At 48.5% G+C, this 25,041-nt stretch carries 25 protein-coding genes; 3 read left to right on the forward strand and 22 right to left on the reverse strand.

Features of this window, described 5'->3' with window-relative positions:
* Positions 1-9: 9 nt before the first annotated feature.
* The 11 genes from mltG to MKY97_RS22405 all read right to left on the reverse strand — a co-directional run bounded on the left by mltG (position 10) and on the right by MKY97_RS22405 (position 9,835).
* Complete coding sequence (gene mltG, locus MKY97_RS22355) at positions 10-1,050, reverse strand: endolytic transglycosylase MltG (protein WP_342552461.1); 1,041 nt, start codon at positions 1,048-1,050, stop codon at positions 10-12.
* A gap of 75 nt (positions 1,051-1,125) precedes the next feature.
* Positions 1,126-1,440, reverse strand: coding sequence for a DUF1292 domain-containing protein (locus tag MKY97_RS22360; RefSeq protein WP_342552462.1), 315 nt, complete (start codon positions 1,438-1,440; stop codon positions 1,126-1,128).
* Positions 1,441-1,740: a DUF1292 domain-containing protein gene (locus MKY97_RS22365; RefSeq protein ID WP_090915532.1), complete on the reverse strand. Its 300-nt coding sequence runs from the start codon at positions 1,738-1,740 to the stop codon at positions 1,441-1,443.
* 12 nt (positions 1,741-1,752) lie between these two features.
* Positions 1,753-2,169: a Holliday junction resolvase RuvX gene (gene ruvX, locus MKY97_RS22370; RefSeq protein ID WP_184186045.1), complete on the reverse strand. Its 417-nt coding sequence runs from the start codon at positions 2,167-2,169 to the stop codon at positions 1,753-1,755.
* 126 nt (positions 2,170-2,295) lie between these two features.
* The gene (locus tag MKY97_RS22375; protein WP_036616950.1) at positions 2,296-2,556 is read right to left on the reverse strand and encodes an IreB family regulatory phosphoprotein; all 261 of its coding nucleotides are present in this window, start codon (positions 2,554-2,556) and stop codon (positions 2,296-2,298) included.
* Between the two features lie 129 nt (positions 2,557-2,685).
* Positions 2,686-5,307 (reverse strand): alanine--tRNA ligase, encoded by a 2,622-nt coding sequence (alaS, locus tag MKY97_RS22380; RefSeq protein ID WP_342552463.1) that lies wholly within the window; start codon positions 5,305-5,307, stop codon positions 2,686-2,688.
* Positions 5,308-5,801: 494 nt separating this feature from the next.
* The gene (locus tag MKY97_RS22385; protein WP_342552464.1) at positions 5,802-6,869 is read right to left on the reverse strand and encodes an AI-2E family transporter; all 1,068 of its coding nucleotides are present in this window, start codon (positions 6,867-6,869) and stop codon (positions 5,802-5,804) included.
* Positions 6,870-7,217: 348 nt separating this feature from the next.
* Positions 7,218-7,427: a hypothetical protein gene (locus tag MKY97_RS22390; protein ID WP_090915543.1), complete on the reverse strand. Its 210-nt coding sequence runs from the start codon at positions 7,425-7,427 to the stop codon at positions 7,218-7,220.
* A gap of 10 nt (positions 7,428-7,437) precedes the next feature.
* Positions 7,438-7,959 carry a PRC-barrel domain-containing protein gene (locus tag MKY97_RS22395; protein ID WP_342552465.1) on the reverse strand — a complete coding sequence of 174 codons (522 nt, stop codon included), beginning with the start codon at positions 7,957-7,959 and terminating at the stop codon, positions 7,438-7,440.
* A 163-nt stretch (positions 7,960-8,122) separates the two neighbouring features.
* Positions 8,123-9,274, reverse strand: a complete 1,152-nt coding sequence (locus MKY97_RS22400; protein WP_342552466.1) for a cysteine desulfurase family protein — start codon at positions 9,272-9,274, stop codon at positions 8,123-8,125.
* Between the two features lie 141 nt (positions 9,275-9,415).
* Complete coding sequence (locus MKY97_RS22405) at positions 9,416-9,835, reverse strand: Rrf2 family transcriptional regulator (protein ID WP_342552467.1); 420 nt, start codon at positions 9,833-9,835, stop codon at positions 9,416-9,418.
* 353 nt (positions 9,836-10,188) lie between these two features.
* On the opposite strand from MKY97_RS22405, the gene mnmA reads away from it, so the two are divergent.
* The gene (mnmA, locus tag MKY97_RS22410) at positions 10,189-11,313 is read left to right on the forward strand and encodes a tRNA 2-thiouridine(34) synthase MnmA (RefSeq protein ID WP_342552468.1); all 1,125 of its coding nucleotides are present in this window, start codon (positions 10,189-10,191) and stop codon (positions 11,311-11,313) included.
* Positions 11,314-11,455: 142 nt separating this feature from the next.
* On the opposite strand, the gene crcB is transcribed toward mnmA, so the two are convergent.
* The 4 genes from crcB to MKY97_RS22430 all read right to left on the reverse strand — a co-directional run bounded on the left by crcB (position 11,456) and on the right by MKY97_RS22430 (position 14,506).
* Positions 11,456-11,815, reverse strand: coding sequence for a fluoride efflux transporter CrcB (gene crcB / locus MKY97_RS22415; protein WP_342552469.1), 360 nt, complete (start codon positions 11,813-11,815; stop codon positions 11,456-11,458).
* Positions 11,812-12,213 carry a CrcB family protein gene (locus MKY97_RS22420; protein WP_342552470.1) on the reverse strand — a complete coding sequence of 134 codons (402 nt, stop codon included), beginning with the start codon at positions 12,211-12,213 and terminating at the stop codon, positions 11,812-11,814. The genes crcB and MKY97_RS22420 overlap by 4 nt, the downstream gene beginning before the upstream one ends.
* A gap of 42 nt (positions 12,214-12,255) precedes the next feature.
* On the reverse strand, positions 12,256-13,563 hold the full coding sequence (locus MKY97_RS22425) for a replication-associated recombination protein A (protein ID WP_342552471.1): 1,308 nt from the start codon (positions 13,561-13,563) through the stop codon (positions 12,256-12,258).
* A 61-nt stretch (positions 13,564-13,624) separates the two neighbouring features.
* Positions 13,625-14,506: a LysR family transcriptional regulator gene (locus MKY97_RS22430; protein ID WP_342552472.1), complete on the reverse strand. Its 882-nt coding sequence runs from the start codon at positions 14,504-14,506 to the stop codon at positions 13,625-13,627.
* 217 nt (positions 14,507-14,723) lie between these two features.
* Here MKY97_RS22430 and MKY97_RS22435 point away from each other — a divergent pair, with 217 nt between their 5' ends.
* Positions 14,724-15,467: an SDR family NAD(P)-dependent oxidoreductase gene (locus tag MKY97_RS22435; RefSeq protein WP_342552473.1), complete on the forward strand. Its 744-nt coding sequence runs from the start codon at positions 14,724-14,726 to the stop codon at positions 15,465-15,467.
* A complete protein-coding gene (locus MKY97_RS22440; protein WP_342552474.1) occupies positions 15,464-16,414 on the forward strand; it encodes a DMT family transporter in 951 nt (316 codons plus the stop codon). The genes MKY97_RS22435 and MKY97_RS22440 overlap by 4 nt, the downstream gene beginning before the upstream one ends.
* Positions 16,415-16,588: 174 nt before the next feature.
* Here the strand turns inward: MKY97_RS22440 and MKY97_RS22445 are convergent, their stop codons facing one another.
* From MKY97_RS22445 to MKY97_RS22475, 7 genes are all read right to left on the reverse strand, one after another.
* Entirely contained in the window at positions 16,589-18,769 is a 2,181-nt protein-coding gene (locus MKY97_RS22445; protein ID WP_342552475.1) for a UvrD-helicase domain-containing protein, read from the reverse strand.
* A gap of 184 nt (positions 18,770-18,953) precedes the next feature.
* Positions 18,954-19,124 carry a hypothetical protein gene (locus MKY97_RS22450; protein ID WP_342552476.1) on the reverse strand — a complete coding sequence of 57 codons (171 nt, stop codon included), beginning with the start codon at positions 19,122-19,124 and terminating at the stop codon, positions 18,954-18,956.
* A 13-nt stretch (positions 19,125-19,137) separates the two neighbouring features.
* Entirely contained in the window at positions 19,138-20,055 is a 918-nt protein-coding gene (locus MKY97_RS22455; protein ID WP_342552477.1) for a DUF4097 family beta strand repeat-containing protein, read from the reverse strand.
* A 2-nt stretch (positions 20,056-20,057) separates the two neighbouring features.
* Positions 20,058-20,720 carry a TetR/AcrR family transcriptional regulator gene (locus MKY97_RS22460; RefSeq protein WP_342552478.1) on the reverse strand — a complete coding sequence of 221 codons (663 nt, stop codon included), beginning with the start codon at positions 20,718-20,720 and terminating at the stop codon, positions 20,058-20,060.
* A 191-nt stretch (positions 20,721-20,911) separates the two neighbouring features.
* Positions 20,912-22,723 carry an ABC transporter ATP-binding protein gene (locus tag MKY97_RS22465; RefSeq protein WP_342552479.1) on the reverse strand — a complete coding sequence of 604 codons (1,812 nt, stop codon included), beginning with the start codon at positions 22,721-22,723 and terminating at the stop codon, positions 20,912-20,914.
* A 38-nt stretch (positions 22,724-22,761) separates the two neighbouring features.
* A complete protein-coding gene (locus MKY97_RS22470; RefSeq protein ID WP_342552480.1) occupies positions 22,762-24,060 on the reverse strand; it encodes an NCS2 family permease in 1,299 nt (432 codons plus the stop codon).
* A gap of 216 nt (positions 24,061-24,276) precedes the next feature.
* Entirely contained in the window at positions 24,277-25,035 is a 759-nt protein-coding gene (locus MKY97_RS22475; RefSeq protein ID WP_342552481.1) for a tRNA threonylcarbamoyladenosine dehydratase, read from the reverse strand.
* Positions 25,036-25,041 lie beyond the last annotated feature (6 nt).

Here is a 25,041-nt window from a genome sequence, read left to right on the forward strand (position 1 = left end):
CCCCTCCGCTTATTGCGCAGCCTTACTTTTGGCTATATTTTGCTGATGTTCCCTGTATGTCTTGGCAAACAGATGTCCTGAAGTCCCATCCTTTTTGGTTACATAAAACAGGTACTCTGAGGCTTCCGGATTCAGTGCCGCTTCAATGGATGCAAGACTCGGACTGGCAATCGGCCCCGGCGGCAGCCCTTTGTTCAAGTACGTATTATATGGACTCTGTACCTTCAGATCCTTAAAGAGCAGCCGAGCCTTCGGTTTGTCGAGCAGATACTGCACCGTCGCATCGATCTCCAGCTTCATATCCTCTTTGATCCGATTGTAGATTACACCTGCTACCAGTGCACGCTCTTTGTCCACAACTACTTCTCGTTCCACAAGTGATGCAATCGTCAGCAATTCATGCAGTGACAGTTTCCGCTGCTCCAGCTTTGCCTGCAAATCCGGAATGGAGTTCACTTTAGTCTGGAACTCTTCTAACATGCGCTGCATTACCTCATGAGTAGTGCTGCCTTTTTTTAATTCGTACGTCTCCGGGAAAAGATACCCCTCCAGCACATAGCGCAATTCTTCATCTACCGGGATATTTTTGATGACATCCACGTCGAAGGCCGATGGGTCATTAGCCAGCTTCAGGAACTCTTTTTTATCCACAATGCCATCTGCTGAAAGCTTGTCCGCCATCTGCAGAACCGTATACCCTTCTGGAATGGTGAACTTCACCATCTCCTCAGGTACGACATCGCCGCTGCTCAGTTTATGAATAATCTCATCGTACGTTACCCCCGGATTCATGGCATATTTCCCCGCCATAAAATTGCTGCCCAGCTTATTCCACTTTAAATATCCCTTGAAAACGAGACTGTTTCGAATAATTCCTTCCTGCTGCAGCTGATCCGCAATTTTCGAAATTCCCGATCCACTCTTGATTTCGAATACAACAGGCTCGGTAGAAGCCTGCATCGGACGCATCATGCTCCATACATACCCGCCAGCTGCTGCAGCCAGAATGAACAGGACGAGAAGCAGGATACCTATGACTTTGCCTTTCAACAGAGACACAACTCCTTTACACAACCAAAAAGAGCGGACTTCTCCGCCCTTCCGGTTTTTTCGATTTGAAGCTGATTAATCCTCGTCAATCGGGAGTGTACACTCATCATACAGCTCCGAGATGCTCTCCCACTCATCGTCATCATCAATCGTAACTAATTCCGGCATGACCTGGTTCTCACTGCCAGGTACAACCCGCAGCAGTTCAACCTCGTCATACGGACGCAATGAACTGCGGAGCACCGCGTACTGCTGCCCGTGTACCTCAAATTCAGCGAGCAGTTCATACGGATGTGATTTACCGTTCTCTTCCTCGAGCTCCACATGAGCACCGAATGCCAGACGCAGCGAATCTGTCCATTTCAGGTCTTTGCGATTATATTCCGTCATTTAGTTCGCTTCCTCTTCATCTTCAGCAAGAAATGTATTAAAGGTCTCCTCGACAATATCCCACTCGGCATCATCTTGGATCACAAAAAGTTTAATATCATCGCCATCTTCTTCATAACGGAATGCATACACATCCGTCTCGCCATCTTCAGGTTCAACCGGAGCAACCATCATATACTTGGCCTCCGAACCGTCTACTTCGAATTTCATGATGACTTCAAATTCCTCTTCATTACCCTCGTCATCTGCAATGTAAATGATCTCAGCTTCTTCTTCCATACCCAGTTGATCTTCAGCCATTGTTGATCCCCCTCACCTTGTACTATTGGCATCCAAATAATTTTGCAAAATCAGGCTGGCGGCCATTTTGTCCACGACCTGTTTGCGTTTTTTGCGGCTGACATCCGCTTCGATCAGCGTACGTTCGGCTGCCATCGTTGTCAGCCGTTCATCCCAAAGGTGAACAGGTAAATTCAGTTCGCCCCGCAGGCGCTCAGCAAACGCAATGCATAATTCACCACGCGGTCCTACGGTGCCGTTCATGTTTTTGGGGAGTCCCACTACGATTTCACTGATCTCGTGCTCCCGCACCAGTTCCGCAATTCGTGTGAACTCACCTTCATCCCGGCGGCGTTCAAGCACTTCTAATCCCTGGGCAGTCCAACCGAAGGCGTCACTCACTGCTACCCCGATTCTGCGGTCCCCATAGTCCAAACCTAATTTTTTCATCATGCTCTCCCATCCTGCGGCCTGTTCAGAACGATATTCCTACCGCCTGTTCAGACTTCAGTCTGTCTTCTGTCGGTTCATTGTCCGCCTGCCTGCACAGCTGCAGACAAACGGAAGCGGCGTACATTACCGGTGATTGGCCAGATAAGAACGTACAAGCTCTTCAATCAGCTCGTCGCGCTCCTTTTTCCGGACCAGACTACGTGCGTTGTTGTGACGCGGAATATACGCGGGGTCGCCGGATATCAGATATCCAACGATCTGGTTAATGGGATTATACTCTTTATCGACCAGCGCGTCATATACCGTGAGCAGAATCTCTTTCGAGGATGCTTCCTGCTCGTCACCTTTCACATTGAATTTAACCGTCTTATCCATGGAGTCCATTGATGACACCTCGCTCCTGCATGGACATGGGGACCATGTCCTGCCGAATTGATTTCTGTTTATATAATAACATATTCTGACTGCCACAAGTACACAAAGGATAAGGCAATTGTGTTTTTTGCTTGTCCTTTACTGGCTAATGATGGAAACAGCCACTTTTAGCGCTTCATCCAGCTTACTTGCGTCCTTGCCTCCAGCCTGCGCCATATCCGGGCGTCCGCCACCTCCGCCGCCGCAAACTGCAGCAACTTCCTTGACAATTTTACCGGCATGCAGACCTTGTTTCACCTGTGCAGCAGGTACGGCGACAACGAAATTCACTTTACCGTCTGCTGGTGCTCCGAGTACGAGAACAGCATCCGGCAGTTTTACTTTCAGTTCATCCGCAACGGTACGCAGTGCATCCATATTCGGTGCATCTACGCGGGCTGCCAGCACTTGTGTGTTCCCTGCTTGTACGACTTGGTCAGTCAGCTGACCTGCTTCCATCGCACTCAGTTTGCTCTGCAGCGATTCCGTTTCTCTCGCCGCTTCTTTCAGCTGCTGATTCAGACCTTCGATCCGCTTCGGCACATCGGTCACATTGGCTTTAAGCAGCGCAGCGGACTGTTTGAGCAGCTCCAGCTGGCTTTCCACATACAGATATGCACCGCGACCCGTAACAGCTTCAATCCGGCGTACACCAGAGCCAATTCCGCTTTCGCTGACCAATTTGAAGATTCCAATCTCTGAAGTATTATTTACGTGACAGCCGCCGCAAAGTTCCAAACTATAATCACCAATTTGAACAACGCGTACAATATCGCCGTATTTCTCTCCGAACAGGGCCATTGCACCCATTTCCTTCGCTTCATCAATGCCCTTCAGTTCAATATTAACGTTCAGGCGATTCCAGATTTGTTCATTCACCTGACGTTCAATTTCAGTCAGCTCTTCCGGTGTAATGCTGCCGAAGTGAGAAAAGTCAAAACGCAGACGCTGCGGTTCCACCAGGGAACCCGCTTGATTCACATGCGTTCCCAGCACATCCTTCAGCGCTTTGTGCAGCAGGTGTGTAGCTGTATGGTTTTTAATGATATCGCCGCGTTTCTCCCGGTCTACTTCGGCCTGGATCACATCGCCCACACGAAGCTCACCGGACTCAATCGTTACCATATGCACATGCTGCCCTTGCGGAGCCTTGAACAACCCTTGGACTTTTGCCGCAGCACCTGTGCCGCGCAGCAAGCCTTGGTCACTCACTTGACCGCCGCTTTCCGCATAGAACGGTGTTCTATCGAGAATGATCTGAGCTGTCTGCCCTTCTCCTACGGAATCTGCGAGAGCATCGCCCGCAACAATCGCCACTACTTTTGCTTCCGTCAACAGGTCAGTATATCCAACAAACTCGCTTTTAACCTCCAGATCCGCCAGCGGTCCACCCTGAACCTTCATGCTTTCGTTCTCCTGACGTCCCGCACGGGCGCGATCACGCTGCTCCTGCATAGATGCATCAAAGCCTTCACGATCTACTGTCAGACCATGCTCAGCCGCATAATCCTCTGTCAGGTCAAACGGGAATCCGTACGTGTCATATAATTTAAATGCCTCCGGTCCGCTAATTACGGTGCGTCCTTCGGATTTCGCTGTACCGCTAATATCAGCCAGAATCGCAAGCCCGTCTGACAGCGTTTCGTGGAAACGCTCTTCCTCGGTTTTGATCACTTTGGCAATAAACTCCTGCTTTTCTACAACTTCCGGATAGTACATCCCCATCACTTCACCAACGGTTGTGGTCAGCTCATAGAGGAACGGACGATCCAGACCCAATACTTTACCGTAACGAACCGCACGACGCAGCAAACGGCGGATAACATATCCACGTCCCTCGTTGCTCGGCAGTACGCCGTCACCAACAGCAAATGCTACCGTACGAATATGGTCAGCGATAACTTTGAGCGCAACGTCAATTTCAACGCTCTCATTATATTTCACACCTGCGAGTGCAGCTGTTTTTTGAATCATTGGCTGGAACAGGTCTGTGTCAAAGTTGGAATCTACATTCTGAAGAATGGAAGCAAAACGCTCCAGACCCGCGCCTGTATCAATGTTTTTGTTCGGAAGCGGTGTGTAGCTGCCATCTTTGTTATGGTTAAATTGCGAGAATACCAGGTTCCAAACTTCCAGATAACGCTCGTTCTCCCCGCCTGGGTACATCTCCGGGTCATTCATATCGTTTCCGTAAGCTTCACCGCGGTCGTAGAAGATTTCGGTACATGGACCGCATGGGCCTTCGCCGATATCCCAGAAGTTTTCGTCCAGCTTGATGATGCGCTCAGCCGGCAGTCCTACTTTTTCATTCCACAGCTTGAATGCTTCTTCATCTTCCGGGTAAACCGTAACAGAGAGGCGATCCGGATCAAATCCGATCCACTCTTTGCTCGTTAGAAACTCCCAAGCCCAGGTAATCGTTTCTTCTTTGAAGTAATCACCGATCGAGAAGTTACCCAGCATTTCAAAGAACGTATGGTGACGGCGTGTTTTGCCGACATTCTCAATATCGTTGGTACGGATACATTTTTGCGAGTTCGCCAGACGCGGATTCTCCGGCTTCTCCCGTCCGTCAAAATAAGGTTTCAGCGGTGCCATACCCGCATTAATCCACAGCAGGGAAGGGTCGTTATGCGGCACGAGTGATGCGCTTGGTTCAATTTTGTGTCCTTTACTTGCAAAAAACTCGATCCATTTGGAACGGATTTCACTAGCTTTCATACTGGTTGCCCCCATTAAATTATAAGTTCCGCAGCGAAATCGCCCCGGTTGGTTAACGAAAATCTGGATATAACCTGTGTTAAAAATAAACACAAAAAACGCCCCTGAAATGATCAGGGACGATGTTATCGCGGTACCACCCTGGTTATTGTTCTTCTCCCGCAGATCAACGGATGAACAAACAATCTCCTCGTTTAAGCGAGTAACGGTCGCGCCCGGCAGGGTTGTCCTGCACTCCGAAATCAGCTTTCTGCCGCTTCAACTTTCAAGACTCTTCCAGCCAGCGAACTCAGAACTTATCTGAATTCGAAGGAGTCTGCTCTCTGAGGAAAGGAACCCTCGGCATACTTCATTTCATCATTGATTTTATCATGTAAACATACACCCTCATTATATCGATAGAGTCTGCGAGTGTCAACGCGCCTTGCGAAGGGCATAAGTACAGCCTTGTGAACGGCTCATGGAGAGTTGGATCCACTTTTGCAGGGATGGAGTCACTCTGTCCTCCGTTTGATATAATACGCGAAAAAATGCTGCACAATGACCTTTAACACGGCAAAGACAGGCACTGCCAAAATAAGTCCCACAACACCTGCCAGCTCACCGCCAACAAGCAGCGCAAAGATAATCGAGAGCGGATGCAGATGCAGCGTTCGACCTACCACCTGCGGGGAAACCACATTGCTCTCCAGCACCTGACAGAGTGTGTTCACGGCAATGACCAGCAGTACCATTTTAAAAGAAACCGTTGAAGCCATCACCACCGCAGGTGCAGCTCCCAGAAAAGGCCCGAGATATGGAACGATGTTAAATACAGCCACAATACTCGCCAGAAGCAGCGCATAGGGCATATCGATCACGATGTATCCGATATATGCGAAGATGCCCACGATGACACACACGATAAATTGACCACGAATATAATTTCCGAGTGCAGTATCAATTTCTTTCATCACGGAAACAATTGCTTTACGGCGGGCACGAGGCAGATAGGCCACGACAGTGCGTTCGAACACATCAAAATCTTTTAACATATAGAAAATCAGAAACGGTACAATAAATACGTTAAACAGCACATTAATCGTGGCTCCAATATTGTCCATCAGTACGGTAATTCCCTGCGTAAGTCGATCCTCCATCTGAAAAAACCAGCTGTTCATACCTGTTCGTATACTTGGCGGCATCAATTTATGGTCCATGTTATTCATCAGATTCTGCGCCCTCATGGACAGCTCCGGCATATGCTCATTGAGTTCTTCGAGCTGTTCAATCAGGACAGGGATGACATTCATTAATATGACTCCGATGCAGGTCAGAAAAAAAGCATAGATTAACAGAACGGCAATGGACCGCGGGACTTTCCGTCCGCCAAGCATGCTCACAATTGGATTAAGCACATAGGATATGATCAGTGCGACGATGAATGGAGCTAGTACCGTTTTCAAGAAACCGTAAATATGTAAAAGTAATGGCCGCAGCAGCCAGATAAAATATAGAATGATCAATCCGAGCAGGAGCCAGATCGCATAACGAAATATTTTATTTTTAGTTAGCTGCTCCACTTCGATCTCCCCTTTGAACTGGCTCTAAAGTTCAGTATATGGACTGGCTCTGAGAATCAGTATATGTAGGCGAGGGGATTTTTATTAACTTCAAAAACAGAGATAAGCTGTGGAAGAAGAGTCGGTCGGAGCAAAGGAGACAGCTCTTCAGGTCAAAACAAAAAAAACGCTCCCCTCTTCGAAAAGAGGAAAGCGCATTTTACGGATCAGTAAATCATATATTTAATTATACATGTCCTTCCTGACCGCTATGTAACCACATCTATATCCATCTGCCAGCAAAATGCAGCAGCGTAAAATGACAGTTGTTGTCACAAAACCGCATATAGAGGAAGTTAAACTGCTTCTTTAAGAAGAAGCATGAATGTGAGGAAAATCCTGCGGCAGCTCTTCTCCAAAGAACAAATCATCCAGAGAGCTTAATGTGCCGTCTTCTTCCACTTGGTACACAGACATTTTCTCACCATTTACCGTTAATTCAATAAAGCATCCCCAGCAGTAAAACTGATGGGAGCCAATTTTTCCGATATCTTTCGAACTACAATTTGGACATTTCATATTCATTCACCTATCCGTTAACAGAATGAATGGCATTTTCCAAGCGCTGTTCACTCAGCGGCGGCACCATTATGGCACTTTCTCCGATAGACATATCACTTGTACATGGCAGCCATTTACGGCCCTCGATCAGATCGGACACAAAACCGTCCGTAATTTCAATCCCTATTATTGTATTTCCCAACTCCTGGTCAAAATAAACATCAGAGACTCGTCCGAGCAGCAATCCTTCTTCGGTGAGCACGGACATCTCCTTTAATTTCGAACGACCGAGGAGGTACGTGTATTTTATGTCGTCGGCCCCCGTCTTGCGGACAGCCTGTTGATTACGGATCATGACGGCATCTTCGCCATAGGCAACGATATCTTCCCATTGCACTATTTTCACATGATTGGTAAACAGGCCTTTATTCTCAAGTTCAATGCCTTCAATCTCCCAATCATCGTTCACAATGAAATCCTGGATTTTACCGACCTGCTTCCCATCCTCAACATCAAAAACGGCAAGTCCGATCATTTCCTGAAGCTTCATCGCTGGGTCCCCCTCATCTTCTTCACATTGTATAGGCGCGGCGCTATTGCTAGGTATGCCCAAAGTTGATGAGTGGCAGTCAAACGCCGGTCATCAAACCGCTTCTATCCAACCGATGAAATGGAACTTCTTCCCTCCTTTTGTTCCATGCGTAAAGAGCCCCTTAAGGTCTATTACGCAGCCGTTCAAGAATGGTTCCAATTTTTTCGGCGGTTGTGATGATTTCTTTTGTAGTATTACCCAAGCCCCAGCTAAATCGAATCGCAGTCTGTAAAAATGCCTCTGGTAAATTCATTGCTTTCAGCACATGGGATACTTCAAGCGAACCTGAAGTACAGGCCGAACCGCTGGCTGCGGCTATACCCTCCATATCCAGATTCATCAGCATCGTTTCGGTAGATACCTCGGGGAAGCTGATATTAAGAATATTGGGAAGAGTATGCTCCGGATGTCCGTTGACATGAAAATGTTCTGCGCCCACATGAACAGCAAGCTGATCAAGCAGCAGCTTTCGCAGTTCCAAGGCATGCTGCAGATGCTCGTCTCCCTGTTCCGTGATCCATTTCAGTGCCTCTGCAAACCCGGCAATCCCAGCCATGTTCTCCGTGCCTGCACGACGTTGTCGTTCCTGCAATCCACCGTGAGATCTGGCTTCCAATGTAACGCCGCGTCTGACATACAATGCACCAACACCCTGCGGTCCATTAATTTTATGTGCCGAGAAGCTGACGAGATCCACAGGCAGGTCTTTGCAGGAGATCGGCTGGCTGCCCAGCGCCTGAACTGCATCCGTGTGGAATAAAATATGATGCTGGCGTGCCAGTTCTCCAACTTCACGGATAGGCTGAATCGTCCCTACTTCATTATTGGCATACATCATCGTAATCAGCACAGTGTCCGGTCGAACGGCTTCTTGCAGCTGTTCCAGATTAATGCGCCCCGATTCGTCCACAGGCAGATAGGTCACTTCATATCCCTGCCGCTCTAGTTCCTGACACGAATGCAGCACAGCGTGATGTTCAATCGCCGTAGTGATCACATGTTTTCCCTTCTCTGCTCTGGAAGCCACTGCGCCAAATATGGCCAGGTTGTCACTCTCTGTTCCACCGCCCGTAAAAACAAGCTCATCGGGGCTGCATCCCAAAGACGCTGCGATAAAGTCCCTTGCTCCACTAACCGTCCGTTTGGCTTCTCGCCCAAAGGCGTGGATACTGGACGGATTACCGTATTGATTGGTCATGACATTCATCATCACTTCAGCGACGCGTGGATGCATGGGTGTCGAAGCGGCGTGATCCAGATATATACGTTTCATAGTTTGTCACCTCATTGGTTGTTGGATTTCATTTTTATGTTCAAATCATTAGTAAAAGCAAGCTTTATTCTCCGTTGGCATGGTTAAAGCCCCCAATATGGGGGCTTTAGTGTGTCCTCTGGATGATCATCTAATTTCTTCCTAAATGTAGAACATATAACTATCTTTCTTCTCCTGATCTTCAAATGTAATCAGGTCTTTCAGCGTTGTCGAATCCAGCACTTCCGCAATGCCGTCACGGATGCGCAGCCACAGATCACGCTTCGCGGGATCATCTTCCTCGGTAAAGTCTACTGGTGAAATGGGTCCCTCCAGTACACGAATAACATCCCCTGCCGTTACTGCTGCAGGGTCTCCGGCCAGAATGTAACCGCCATATGCACCGCGGATGCTCTTGACCAATCCGGCATTGCGCAGCGGTGCAATCAACTGCTCCAAATAATGCTCCGAGAGCTGGTTGCGCTCGGCAATGCTTTTCAGTGATGTGGGGCCTTCGCCGGTTCTGGCAGCCAGCTCCATCATGATTGTGAGGCCGTAACGGCCTTTTGTCGATATTTTCAAAGGAGTCACCTCTTTCAATTTTCAAAAAAACAAGGCGGAACATCATGGTTTATTGTTCGCATCGCTGTTCTTTATGGTATTTCTCAAAGTGGTTCATGACCGTTAATTCCGTGATTCCGCCAGGCGAACTTCAGGGAGAACAGGTCTCAACCTTCTAATCCTCCGTATTCCGATCATAACCCTCAAGTAATGTTAACATATCTGCATGTGTTATGGAAAAGAAAGATTGACGATATCCCGAAATGTACGCCTGGAGTGGACACTATCCAAAATTGGCCGGGTGTATCGTAAGTTCGTTCGGGTTATGCTAGAATAGTAACGAAACACATTTATATATAGAAATGGTGATAACGATGTCCAAAGCTAATGAAAACACACGGGTCGTCGTTGGCATGTCCGGAGGTGTGGATTCATCCGTTACCGCACTGCTTCTGAAAGAGCAGGGTTACGATGTCATCGGCATTTTCATGAAAAACTGGGATGATACAGACGAGTTCGGCCACTGCACTGCTGAAGAAGATTCAGAGGATGTGCGCCGGGTGTGCGAACAGATCGGCATTCCGTACTACACTGTCAACTTCGAGAAAGAATACTTCGATAAAGTATTTACCTATTTCCTTGATGAATATAAGTCGGGTCGCACGCCGAACCCGGATGTCATGTGTAACCGTGAGATCAAATTTGGTGAATTTCTGAACAAAGCGCTGGATCTCGGCGCAGATTATGTAGCTACAGGCCACTATGCACGCCTCATTGAAGAGGATGGAACATTTAAGCTGCTGCGCGGTGTAGATAACAATAAAGACCAAACGTATTTCCTGAATGCTCTTAATCAAAAGCAGCTCTCCAAAGCAATGTTCCCGATTGGTCATCTGCCCAAACCGGAAGTTCGTAAAATTGCTGAAGCTGCCGGTCTGTATACGGCTAAGAAAAAAGACAGCACAGGTGTATGTTTTATCGGCGAACGCAACTTCAAAGAGTTCCTGAGCGGCTATCTGCCAGCCAAAGGCGGAGACATGGTTGATATTGTGACAGGTGAGGTCAAAGGCCGTCATGACGGTCTGATGTACTACACCCTTGGTCAACGTCAAGGACTTGGCATTGGCGGTTCCGGCAGCGGCGAGCCTTGGTTTGTCGCTGACAAAAACTTGGAGAAAAACCAATTGCTTGTCGTGCAGGGCGATGCTCACGCCAGCTTGTACTCCACAGGTCTGACAGCAGCAGGTGTCAACTGGATTGCAGGTGCGCAGCATACACCGAAAGAACCTTTCCGCTGCACAGCCAAATTCCGTTATCGTCAACCGGATCAAGGCGTTACGTTGACTTGGCAGGAAGACGGCAGCGTAGATGTACAGTTTGATCAGCAGCAAAAAGCGATCACACCGGGACAAGCCGTTGTTTTTTATGATGGAGAGGTCTGCCTCGGCGGTGGTACGATTGATCAGGTGCAGAAAGTACCTGTACCGGCAATGCAGTAAAAGTACTTCGGGCTTGTATCCTTCGCTCAGACGGTGATGGAGCCAATTCCATGTATTCCTACAAAAAAAGCCGTCTTTCATGTATTACCATGAAGGAAGGCTTTTTTCCTGCTTTTTTCACAAAAAAATTTAAATATTTCAATTATGCAGTAAGCCAAACACCTGTCATACAACCTAACACACCCACCACAACAGAACTCACCACGTAAAGAATTGCTCTGCCGTATCGCCGCTGCCCCATTAACGTTAAGGTTTCGTAGCCAAAGGTGGAGAAGGTGGTATACGCTCCGCAGAAGCCGGTTCCCCACACGATCCACGTGAAGTCTGACAGCATCGCGGCCTGATGCGCACCATACAGCATGCCAAGCAGAAGAGAACCGCTGACATTAATGATCCAGGTGCCCCAAGGAAACGAAGTCCCCAGTTTGCCGGAGACGGCCTTCCCCAGACTGTAACGAACAAGCGCACCTAATACGCCGGCTGCTCCGATCCACACGATCATCGGGTATCACTCCCTTTTGGAGAGACAGCGAGCATTCGGTTTCCAAGCTTGATGCCGAAGGCACAGAGCAGCAGTCCGGCTGCCACACTAAAAAGGAGATACGCTGCAGCTTTCAGCCATTCTCCGCCCTCTGATAAACGAACGATATCCAGTGTGAATGTGGAGAAGGTGGTGAAGGCTCCGGTAAAGCCTGTACCGATGGCAAGACGAAGCTGCGGTGTTACTTTTTCGGGAATGGCAATGGTAAAGAACCAACCTAAAAACAGGCTGCCGATCGCATTGATCAGCAGCACTGCCCATGGAAAACCTGTATTGGCCGAGGGGATCAGAAGCTGGATGGTATAACGGGTTAATGTGCCCAGAAAACCGCCAGCTCCAATATATACGAACTCTTTCATCTGTGTCCATCTCCTGCTTCAGGCTTGAGAATCCAAGTGCGGCTACAGCTCTCTTCGCCGCTGCTGATTCAACCTGATCTTTGATTCATTCCCCTGCTCTGTGGCTTCATAGAAGACTCTGCGGGACAGCTGTTTGGGCAAATACTCCTGCTTCACATAATGTCCGGGATAGTTATGAGGGTACTGATATCCCTCATGTCCCAGCTTGGCAGCTCCCGAATAATGTGTATCCCTCAGATGCAGCGGCACTTCAGCCGATTTGACCTCGTCTATTGCACTCATTGCCTTGGAAATGGCCGTATACACCGCATTGGATTTCGGACTTTCCACCGCAAACAAAATAGCCTGCGCAATGTTCAGCTTGGCTTCAGGCCAGCCGTTATTCCGATACGCATCAAGCGCACCGATCGCCTGAGTCATCGCCTGCGGATTCGCTAGTCCAATATCCTCACTGCTTGCTGCAATCAGGCGGCGAATGAACGTCATCGGGTCCATGCCGAGCTTCTCGACCGCATACAGAAACCAGAACAGCGCTGCATCGCTTGAACCACGGATGCTTTTGTGAAAAGCAGACAAGACATCATACTGCGTGGACTCGTCTGCCTTTACGATGGGACGGCGAATGGACTCTTCCGCAACAGCCAGCGTGACGTGAATCGTTCCATCCTGCTCAGGCGGTGTAGTGAGCGCAGCCAGCTCCAGTGCGTTCAAAGCGCGGCGAATATCGCCGTTGGCCATTGCTGCAATGTGTTCCAAAGCTTCATCGTCTGCTCGCAGCTCCATAAAACCAAGCCCTTTATCCGCATCGCTTAGCGCTCTGCGCATGGCAACCAGTGAATGCTCCTTGGTCAGCGACTCAAGCTGGAACAGAGTAGAACGGCTCATTAAGGCTCCATTTACATAATGAAAAGGGTTCTCTGTTGTCGCCCCGATGAAAATAATGGTGCCCTTCTCTACCGCGGGCAGCAGCGCATCTTGGCGTGAGCTGTTAAAACGATGTACCTCGTCAAGGAACAGAATCGTTTTGGTGCCGTACAGCTGTTTGTTCGTCTGTGCCTGCTCAATCACTTCGCGTACGTCTTTAACCGAGGCATCCACGGCGTTAAGCCGCACAAACTGTCCCTGCGTGTGCTGAGAGATAATGTGGGCTAAGGTTGTCTTGCCGCATCCCGGGGGGCCATACAGCAGAATGGATGAGATCTGGTCAGCCTCAATGGCTCGGCGAAGCAGCTTCCCGGGTCCAATAATATGTTCTTGTCCGATATATTCATCCAGATGCTCAGGCCTCATACGGTCTGCCAGCAGTCTGGCTTGCGGCTGTGTATCCTGTTGAAACGAAAATAAATCCATGTATAGTTCACTTCCTTAACGGATTACCGATCTCTGCTCAGTTATAACATTAATGGAGATTTTAAATTAAATCTCCATTCCCTATCATACCACATTCCTGCGGGAGCATTTCCATAAAAGCCCCAAGCGCACTGCTGACAAACACATCCTTACGTGTAATAAACCGTGTCATCATACGGTTCATTCCGGGAGGAAGAGAATGTTTGCGGAGCAGACCGTTTTCGACCTGCTGATGAATGACGATTTCAGGCAGCAGCGAAATCCCCATGCCCGAGGTCACGCCGCTGATAATCGCCTCCAATGTCCCGAACTCCAAAATGACTGGGCGATGAACACCTCTTAGAAGCATCCAGTCCTCCAGAATTTTACGATAAGAGCAGCCCAGACTATACACTAAAATCGGCTTTCGTTCCAGTTCATCCGCTGACAGGACTGGAGCCGAGACAATAAATAGTTCCTCATCGAATACATCCACAGATTTAATATCGGGATGGTCACAGGCGCAGCCGATAAATGCTCCTTCCAATTCATACCCGATGACCTGATCAATAAGCATCTGTGAATGACCTGATGCCAGCGCCAGCGCAACATCCGGGTACTGGCTGTAGTATTTCGCAAGCAAACGCGGCAGCCTCACCGCGGCAGCTGTCTGTATAGACCCAATCTGCAAAGGGCCGGATGGCGTATTGGCAGCCTGAAGTGCCCTGGAAGCATCATTCAGCAGACCAATAATCTTATCGGCATAAGCCAGCAGCATCTCTCCCGCCGGAGAAAGTGTCATTCCCCGATTATGCCGGATGAACAAGGGCGTATTCACCTCAGCCTCCAAATGCCGTATGCGTGCCGTAACGTTGGATTGAACGTACCCGAGCCTCGCTGCAGCTCTCGTCAGATTCCCTTCCCGGGCAACACATTGAAATATTCGAAGATCCCCGCTTTCCATCACGCCTCCACTCTGACATCACTCAAAATGATGTCCAGTTCATTAGTAATCATTATACGCCATATACAAAAGCGACTACAATGACATTAGATTTATTGCGCTTATTTCATTGAGACTTAATCCCTGTTACCTGCATATCAGACCACACATGATCATTACAGGATATAATCTCCAATCACCGATCTCCAAAAGTTAATACAAAGAAGGAGTGTACAGCATGAGATACTGGACAAACAGGATTGTTTTAATAACAGGTGGGGGCACAGGCATAGGCCGGGCTGCAGGTATACAGCTTGCTGAACGAGGAGCAAAGGTGATCCTGAATTACTCCCGCTCACAGCAGGCCGCAGAAGAAACCGTTCGGCACATACTCGCACTAGGCGGGCAGGCATGTTCTATTCAGGCGAATATTGCCAGTGATGGAGAGGTACGCCGAATGGTCGCCGCGGTAACCGAAATGTATGGCCCCATTACGGATCTGGTCAATAACGCCGGAATGACCTATCACATTCCTTTACATGATTTGGATTCGGTCACCGATGATGTCTGGAATGAACTCATTGATGTTAATGTGAAAGGCATGTTTCACTCCGCTCGTGCTGTAAAAGAAGGGATCGGGCAGGCTGGAGGCGGGGCCATTGTGAACCTAGGCAGCATTGCAGGCAGTACAGGTTCCGGTTCATCGCTTCCGTATGCTGTATCCAAAGCTGCAGTTCACGGCTTGACGTTATCACTGGCTCATGCACTCTCTCCTCATATTCGGGTTAATGCCATCATTCCCGGAGCCGCTGCAACGCGCTGGTGGGCCGGCAATGAAGCGCGGATGCACCAACTTGGCGGACAATTACTGCTGCAGCGCATCGCTTCGCCAGAGGACATCGCTCACATGATCTGTGCTGCTCTTGAGCAGCAATCCATGACAGGGCAGCTTATTACTGTCGATGGCGGGCAGACATTATGAGCGAGGCGATTGGCAGCACTGCACCAAAAACAAGCGCCTCCACTGCTTTAACTCCAGCTAAAGCTGCCTTATTGGTTATTTTAACGACGCTCATTATGGGTACTTCTTTTCCTGTAGGCAGGATAGGTATGGCGTATGCACCTCCATTCCTTCTCATGGGACTGCGCTACATCCTGGCAGGAGGGTTGATGGCCCTATTACTGCGTAAGCGTCCTTTACCCAAAAGATGGCGGGCTTGGAGCCGCATTATTCTCATTGGATTGTTTCAATCTGCTGGGGTGATGGGCTGTGCCTATTACAGTATGAACTGGATTTCATCCAGTGAATCGGCCATCCTTACATTTACGAATCCGCTGATCGTTATTGTTCTCAGTGCAGTTCTATACGGTCTGAGCTATCGTTTAAGCCAGTGGATTGGTGTAACTTTAGGTTTTGCAGGTATCCTGCTCACTTTTGGATGGCATATGAGCCTCACACCCGGAACCTGGATCGGTTTCGGGGGCGCGATATCTTTTGCCGTGTCTACACTGCTTATTAAGCGCTGGGGTAATGATTTTGAACCATTTGTGCTGACGGCTTATCAGATGCTTGCTGGAGGCGCAGCACTGCTTCTGCTCAGTCTGTGGACGGAACGGCCTCATTTTACAATAACCGCAGTTTCCGTTGTGTCTTTACTGTGGCTGACATTTGCCTGCTCCATGTTACAGTTCTCCCTCTGGTTTTATCTATTACAGCATAGTGATCCCGCCCAGACCAGTTCCTATTTGTTTCTCGCACCATTCTTCGGTGTGCTTTCAAGCTGGATTCTGCTCGGAGAGCAGGTCTACTGGTTTACCGGAGCAGGAGGCTTAATGATTGGCGCAGGCATTTATATGGTAAACCGCCGTCCAGCACGGAAGAAACAAGCCGCGTCACTCCCTGGGGTTTCGGATCATGATCAAGTCTAGCCCGATCCTGTTCTTAACACAAAAAGGGCATGACGTATAGGGACAGCCCTAAACGTCATGCCTTTCCATATATACATGAAGGGAAGCAATAATGGATCAGTTCTCCCTGTAATAGTAATCGTCCGTTTGTCTGCGCTCGTACTTGGCAGGTTCAAATCGAGTTATAGGGCAGACTTATGCCTCGTCCGGCCAACCTTGGGTTGTAATCTGTTCTCCCTCTGGATTATGCGCTGCCGCTGCATACACCGGCATACTTCCATCATGGAATAACCACAACTCATGCAGCGCACGTGTACAGCCGACGTAAAGCAGTTTCGCATCGCCCGAGCCAGGCAAATAATGATACGGATCAACATCAGCTACAACAGCAGCATCAAATTCAAGCCCTTTCGACAGATATACGGGCAAAATGGAATGTCCACCGCTGTACTGCTTTTTGCCGCCATCGATCAGGTTTAAATCCCAGCCCGCAGTCTGCAGCTCACGATGAAGCTCCTCGGCTTCATGCAGAGTTCGCGTCAAGATCGAGACTGTCCGGTAGTCTTTAGAGGTAAGCAGCTTCAGTGCTCGCTCCAAACTGCCCGTTCTCCCTTCCCTTCCATACATAAGCGTACGCACAGGATCACCACTCCGAAACACCGGAATGGCCGTAATCCCGCTCTTCACACCCTGCTCCAGAATGGTATTGGCATAATCGATAATTTCCATCGTGGAACGGTAACTTCGGGTCAAAGCAAAGTATGCCTGCTGCTCTTTCGGAAAAAGCGAGCTCATCTCTTCCCATGTATGAACGCCGCGATACTCATGAATACCTTGAGACAAGTCTCCCAAAATGGTGAAGGAATGCCCTTTCACAAAGTGATCCAGCAGCGCAACATGAAATGGAGAGAAATCCTGTGCCTCGTCTATGACAACATGATCAAAACGTTCTGATCCATCAATGTCATGAACCAGCGTATGGATATATACGAGTGCAGGAAGATCTTCCTCTCGAATGATATCCTGTTTCAGATCAGCACCCGTTTGTTTCATGATCGGTTTGGGAATGAGATTGGCTAACGAAACAGGTACCGCCCCGCCTTTCACCGCTTTGAACAGCTGTTTATACAGCATCAGCGGATCATACTCAGGCCACTTTTTGGCATAGGCCTTCTCCCGGGTGGCAGCCTTCTTCTTACGTTCTTTACGCAGCGCTTCCGGCATCGGTTTTTTCAGTTCCATCTCAATCCAGCGGTGAATACGTGCCATCACCCGCTCTTTGCGTTTGGCCAGCGGATAGTGTTTGTACTCTGTACCAAACCAGTTCTCGATCTCCATTTTACTGAGCACAGCACCGTCCCATGGACTAAAATCAAGATCCGGCACAGACGCTTCTTCCATCCCCGATAACCACTCACGAATCAGCTCCATGAAACGGATTGATCCTTTGTAACGTCCTGGAACATCATCATTCAGTTCAGGCCGTGCAGCGGGAGTTTCAAACCACGTGTGCAGCGTTTCTGACGCATCTGCAAGCGGCATATCCAGCCCCAGCAGGTTCATAGCCCAATCCGGGAATGTCTGCTGCTGAATATCCCCTACGCCCAGTTCCGGCAGCACATCCGAGATATAATCGAGGAACATATGGTTGGGTGCAAAAATGACCATTTTCTCGGCCGATACCTGCTCCTTATACTGATACAGCAAAAAGGCAAGGCGATGCAGGGCAACCGTTGTTTTTCCCGATCCGGCGACCCCCTGAATGATTAACGCGGTGTTTCTCGCCGCACGAATGATCTGATCCTGCTCGGCCTGTATCGTGGATACGATATCCCGCAGCTTGTTGTCTTTGTTCTCGCCAAGGCGGTACACGAGGAATTCATCCGATACGGCGGGCTGGTCACTGTCCCGATTATAGGTATCTGCAACTCGCTCCAATATGCGCTGACGAATCACCACATTTCGTTTCAAGTACACCAGACCTTCAATCAGCCCTTCGGGGGCTTCATACGTCGCGGAGGCCTCGCCTCCCGTAAAAGAGTAAAACAGGCTCGCAACGGGAGCACGCCAATCGATGACAAGTGGATGCTCACCGACCTCTTCGCGGTCTACGCCGATTTTGCCAATATACAGCGGTTTCCGTTCACCACTGCCCTGCTCTTCAAAATCCAAGCGTCCGAAATAGGGCTGCTGCGCGCTCTTGGACAAGGCATTCCGGCGTTCTTCGCGCCCGGCTTCCAGCACTTGTTCCGTGAAGTCATGGCCGGTATACACCGGGAAATTCCGCAGCCGTTCCAGCTGGCGGTCCACTTCCTCCATCGTTCGCTCTAACCTGTGCTCTTCTTCTTGATAGGCACTTTGAAAGCTGTCTGACATGTTTCAGTTACCTCCTAAGAATATATGTTTGCTCTGCATCGCTGTAGATCGTGCAATACAAAAGGATATCCAATATATCACATAGGGAACCCGAAAGCCACACCCGGTTTATGATCCGGACCTCATTTCACTTCTTGATATGCCATTGACTTCGACTTATTCGTCTCTACATCGTCAACCCTTGTCATCTGAATTGATAATTAATCACAGCACTGACAAGTGCGCAGCATCCGAACAAAACGAACCACCACGCCCACTTGGTGCTCACACGCCTGTGTCTGCTGTTGATTACACCATAGATTCCAATGATCAGTATGATGATGGAAAAGGTTATACCTACAATCCAGCCTGCCATTTGCGTGCCTCCTTCAGTATCGATGGACTGTTCCGCTGCTTTGCTTCAGATGAAAACTTCCCCCACGAATTTCAATTTGAAACTGCTTCTTTCCGTTTTTGTATGAGAAATATCCCACCTTCCCATGCAGAGGTGTCAGTTCAAAATCACTTTTTAACGTGCCGGCTCTCTCCTGAAGATGGACTTCAAAACCTTCATGATCCGGGATCGACACTACGGCTTTCATTCCCGTCGATATAGAACCAAGATAATCTGGAATCCGAAGACAATCCATATAAAGCCCTCTCCCGGTGGTCTTGGATTCCACATGCCGGAATTCTCCCGAGATTTTGACCTTCGATGAATTGGAGTGCAGCATAAGTGTGTCTGCCTTTAGATGCCTTCCAACAATCTGTGAAGCCGCTGCATATACCTCAAGTTCCTCCATTTTTCCAGATATCACGATGCTGCCAGAAATGATTTTGCATTGACAGCGGCTGGCCAGAATCTCATGTATCTCCATCTGTCCGCCTGTTGATTTTACTTGAAGAGAGGTTAAGACACGCCGAGGGATGTGCAGCTCCAAGAGCGTCCGACCGATATTCAATCCGATGAAACCTCTCCTTTTTCGTCCATCAGTGATACATAATCGATCCCCATTAATACCGGTCTGCATAAGCTTACGCTCTGAATAATGCTTATTGGCATACTGCATGACATGTATCATCTCATCAGTACTCGGAAGCAATCGGATCCCCCCCGACAGCCAATCCAAATCAATATCATTTATGGGCTGGTCCACATCAAGCGTTTTACAGAGGCTGAGTTCACTGTGCTTTAACATCATTTCCCTCCCTGACATTAGGTCATCACCAAAAAGCCGGCATGCAGATCCGATGAAATCATAAGTAAAACGAAGCTGCTCCCCTGAAAATCCGTTGAACAGCAGCATGGTTAATTATCCACGTAACTTCCTGTACTGGCGTGCCTATTGATAATACGTTGAATAAGCTCATCACTTACGATATCTGCCCCTAGGAGACGCATCATATGCTGCAAAAACCGGAGTCTTTCCGTTGTCTGTGCCTGATCACGTCCAAAGAGAAGTGGATTAACCCAGATATTGACGAGCAGCATGAAAATTTCAGCACACTCCAGCGGATATGCAGCGGAAATAGATCCGTCCTCAATGCCCTGCTCCATCAGTTCAGCAATCATGCGAGCATCCTTCAGAACTCCTTTTTGGATTCCACCAAGAACAAACTGCGGATTCTTGATCTGAGTGCTCAGAACCTGATCCATCGAGTTCGATTGAATACCAGGATCAACAACAATATTTTCCAATATGCTGATGAGTTTCTGCTTTGCATTTGGAGCGTATGTATTTTGAATCAATTCCATAAACATCTCTTCAGCCCGCCCAAGCTCCTTCTCCATGACTGCACTGAGAATATCCTCTTTAGACTTGAAGTGATGATATACTGCACCCTTAGACATGCCTAACTCATTGATAATGTCCTGAATGCTGGTCTTCTCGTATCCCTTTTGGGTAAACATCTGTGCTGAAACGGTTAATATCTGATCCAGTGTCTGCTCGGGATATTTGTTCCTAGCCATGATTTGAACCCCCTTTTACATACCAACGGTCGGTATCTATAATATAGAATAGGATAGTCTTACTGTCAATATGAGGGATTTGAAAGGAAATAAAAAGGGTTTCAGCTCATTCCCCGTACAGGCAATGACTGAAACCCTTCCACACATCAAGTTACAACAATTATGTTTTATAAGCGTAAGAGAGCAAATAATTATGATTCGTCTTGTATGTTATGATGAGTGACCGAGACGTCTTCTCCGTCCTGTGCAACGAACTGCTTTTGCGCCAGCTCGCGGTATACCGGATGAGTGCTGATCAGCTCGGTGTGAGTCCCCGTTCCGGTAACATGCCCATGCTCCAGCACAACAATTTGGTCAGAATCCACAACCGTCGATAATCGATGTGCAATAACAATGGTCGTTCTGCCTTCCATCAGGTTGGACAACGCCTGCTGTACTTCGTGTTCCGAGGTACTGTCCAGACTAGAGGTTGCTTCATCCAGCATCAGAATGTCAGGGCTGCGCAGCAGTGCACGAGCGATGGCGATTCGCTGGCGCTGTCCGCCGGATAGCTTGATGCCTCGCTCACCTACTTCCGTGTCATAGCCTTGCGGCAGCTTGTTAATGAAATCAGCGGAATATGCCATTTCAGCAGCTTTCCTGATTTCATCCATTGTCACTTCCCGATTTAAACCATAAGTAATGTTATCTTTAATCGTACCGGCCATCAACGGACTTTCCTGTGATACATAACCGATCTTGTTACGCCATGAGGACAGCGAATACTCCGCTATGTCCTGCCCTCCATACGAAATGTGACCCGAATCGGGAAGATAAAATTGTTCCATCAGCGAGAACAGCGTGGATTTGCCGCTGCCGCTTGGACCAACAATAGCCGTCACTTTGCGCGTAGGAACCGTTAAATTGATCCCGTGAAGAACCTCTTCCCCTGTGACATAAGAGAAATGTACATTGTGAAATGCAATCGTCTCATTCCCTTGTGGAGCCGGCTTCGTGCTGTGATCGGGTTCTTCCTCTTCTGCCAGTATCGATTGAATGCGCTCGGTGGCACCGACTACTTTTTGCAAACGTGAATACAGAGTTGTAAACTGCCCCATCGGCATAATGACCTGGAACAGCAGCAGAATGAACGCAACCAACTCCCCCGGTGATAATAGACCGGAAGCAACGCGCATACCTCCGACACCAAGAATTACAACCAATACAGCCGTCATAACAAAGGAAAATAACGGTCCGATCAACGCGAGAATACGCGCTTCCTGTAATCCAAAAGCAAACATTTTACGAATGCGTGAATCGCCCGCCTCCGCTTCCTGCTTTTCGGTTCCATATGCTTTAACCAGACGAATTTCACTGATCACCTGACTAAGCACAGATGTAAGCCCGGCCATTTCGTCCTGCTGCCTCTTGGAGATTTTGTACATTTTTCTGCCCACTGGCAGCAGAATCAGCATCGTCAGCGGTACCAAGCTCAGAATGATGAGTGACATCACCCAGTCCAGATAAAAGAGCAGTGCTACACCGCCAACCACCGCCACAATGTTAGAGACAAATGATACGAGATAATCTGCAATCAGCGTCATAATCTGGCTTGTATCATTGGTGATCCGGCTCATCGTATCCCCTGTGCGATTACGGTCAAAATAAGGCATGCGCAGGGATAACACTTTATTCCACAGCTTCGTGCGAAGGGTCGCCACGACACGCTGTCCCGCATAATTCAGCATATAGATGCTGATACCGGAAGCGATCGCTTGAATAACAAAAGCACCAAGCAGCAGCCAAATAACAGATTTGTTCAATGCAGAAGCGGTCAGCCCGTCAATCAAACCTTTGGTCATCAAAGGCACAATCAACCCTGCCGTCGTTTGAATCAACGTCAGAATGAGAGCCAGGATCAGGATCAGTTTTGGCGGGTTCGTGGAGGCAATCAGTTTAACAAAATCCTTAAACCCCTTTTTCCCTACTTTTGGCTCATTAGACTCTAACATCTGTTCTTCCATTCCCCATTCCTCCCGTTCTCGATCTTTTCGTATTTGTTTTACAACATACCATGCAGGACAAAGTTAGCCAGAAACAGAATGGAAATGCCATACATGACCAGCGGTACCTGCTTGCCTTTCCCTGCAGCCAGTTTTGCCAGCGGATATGCTATGAATCCAAAAGCCATGCCATCCACAATGCTGTAAGTAAAAGGAATCATGACCATAATTAAAAAAGCAGGAAATGCCTCGGTAAAATCGCTAAAATCCATATCCTTAACACCCTGCACCATCAAACCGCCAATGATAATCAAAATAGGAGCAATAGCACTGTCGGGAATATACCCGAGCAGCGGAATGAAGAAAAAAGTTGCTCCGAACAGCACAGCTGTCACAAGCGGGGTCAATCCCGTGCGCCCGCCTGCCGCAATACCTGCTGTTGTCTCCGCCGCCGCCACTGGCGGACTGCTGCCGAAAACCCCTGCCAGCACCGTGCTGATGGATAGTGCGCGCAGACTGCCCTTGAACCGTGCCGGACGGCCAATCATATTCGTCTGGGCGGTAATGAGTCCGATATTTTCGAATACCACAATTAACAGCAGCAGGAACACGGCAATCCAGAACGCGATGTCTGCCAGCTTCATGAGAGACAGTTGGCCAAACAAACCACTGTACTGCCGCAGTGCATCCATCGCAGATACGGCTTCCCCGGGATGCACTGCACCGAGTATGTAAGCAAGTCCTGTTCCAATCAGAATACTAATGAGCAGTCCGCCCTGCACATTTCGGATAAATAGAATAACAGACAATACCAGTGTTACACAGGCTGTAATTACATTGGGGTCATTAAAATGACCGATTGCAACAAAGGTTGTCTGGTGAGCGATTACAATACTGCTTTTTTGCAAACCGATAAAGGTAAGAAATAGTCCAATCCCGACGGTAATGCCGTGCTGCAGATTTTTCGGAATGGCTTCACTGATCATTTTATATAATGATGTAAAAGCGACAACAGCAAACAGCAGGCCTGTAACAGCTACCACAGCCAACGCTTCCTGCCATGTCAGTTTCATCGAGTGCACGAGTGTATATGTAAAAAAAGCATTAATCCCCATGCCGGGTACCACCACAACTGGGGATTTACCGCCAAATGCCATGAGCAGACATCCTGCAATGGACGTGAGCAGTGTGCCCACCATAGCCGCCTGCAGCGGCATTCCTGCATCGGAAAGAATAGCTGCATTAACCATTACGATATATACAACAGCAAAATAAGAAATTGCTCCCGCAACAATTTCCTTTTTCCACTGATCTTCTGGTTCCATGCCCAGCTGTCTGGACAACCATCCGTGTTTCATTCGTTCTGTTCCCCTCTCTGACTGCGATTCACGCACCACCCCATATCTTACACCGTTTTTAAAGTGAAGTACATGACATAGTGATGATATATCCACAGCACTTCAGTTCGGTTATCACAGCATATACGCAATATTATACAGCAAAAAGCGCAGGTGCACATATGCACCCGCGCTTTCATGCGTAGAGCTTATACCATGTTGTTGGTTTTGTTCCCCTTATGCCTGTGTTTTCTCTGCTTTTTCAAGCAGGTCTTTCACAGCTACGCTGACCATAATTAATCCGGCTACTGGGGGAACAAAGGCATTGCTAGCTGGCGGCTGTTTCGCTTTACGAATCTCGGGCGCATTCTCAGGAACGATTTTCTGCGTCACGTCTGCACGCGGCTTAAGCGGCTCCTCCGTGGAGAATACCACTTTCACCCCTTTTTTAATGCCATCTTTACGCAGCTTGGTGCGAACCACACGAGCAATTGGGTCCATGGAGGTTTTTGAAATATCCGCAACCTGGAACTTCGTCGGGTCCATTTTGTTGGCAGCGCCCATGCTTGAGATGATCGGAATTTTGCGTTTCAGGCACTCTTTAATGAGATGTATTTTGTAGATAATCGTATCGGATGCATCCAGCACGTAATCCAGATCGTACTTAAACAATTCCTCATACGTTTCTTCGGTATAAAACATGTTGAGCGCGATGGCATCACATTCCGGATTAATCAATTTCACACGCTCTACCATCAAGTCGGCCTTTTTCTGACCTACCGTGGTGGTAAGTGCATGAATCTGCCGGTTAATGTTCGTGATATCAACTACATCTTTGTCAATCAGGATGATGCGGCCAACACCGCTGCGGGCAAGCGCTTCTACAGCAATCCCGCCAACACCGCCGATACCGAGTACGGCTACCGTGCTATTTTTGAGCGTATTCAGACCTTCAGGTCCGATCGCTAGCTCTGTTCTTGAAAATTGATGGAGCATTGAGAA

The sequence above is a fragment of the Paenibacillus sp. FSL R7-0652 genome, from assembly GCF_038595045.1.
GTDB lineage: Bacteria > Bacillota > Bacilli > Paenibacillales > Paenibacillaceae > Paenibacillus.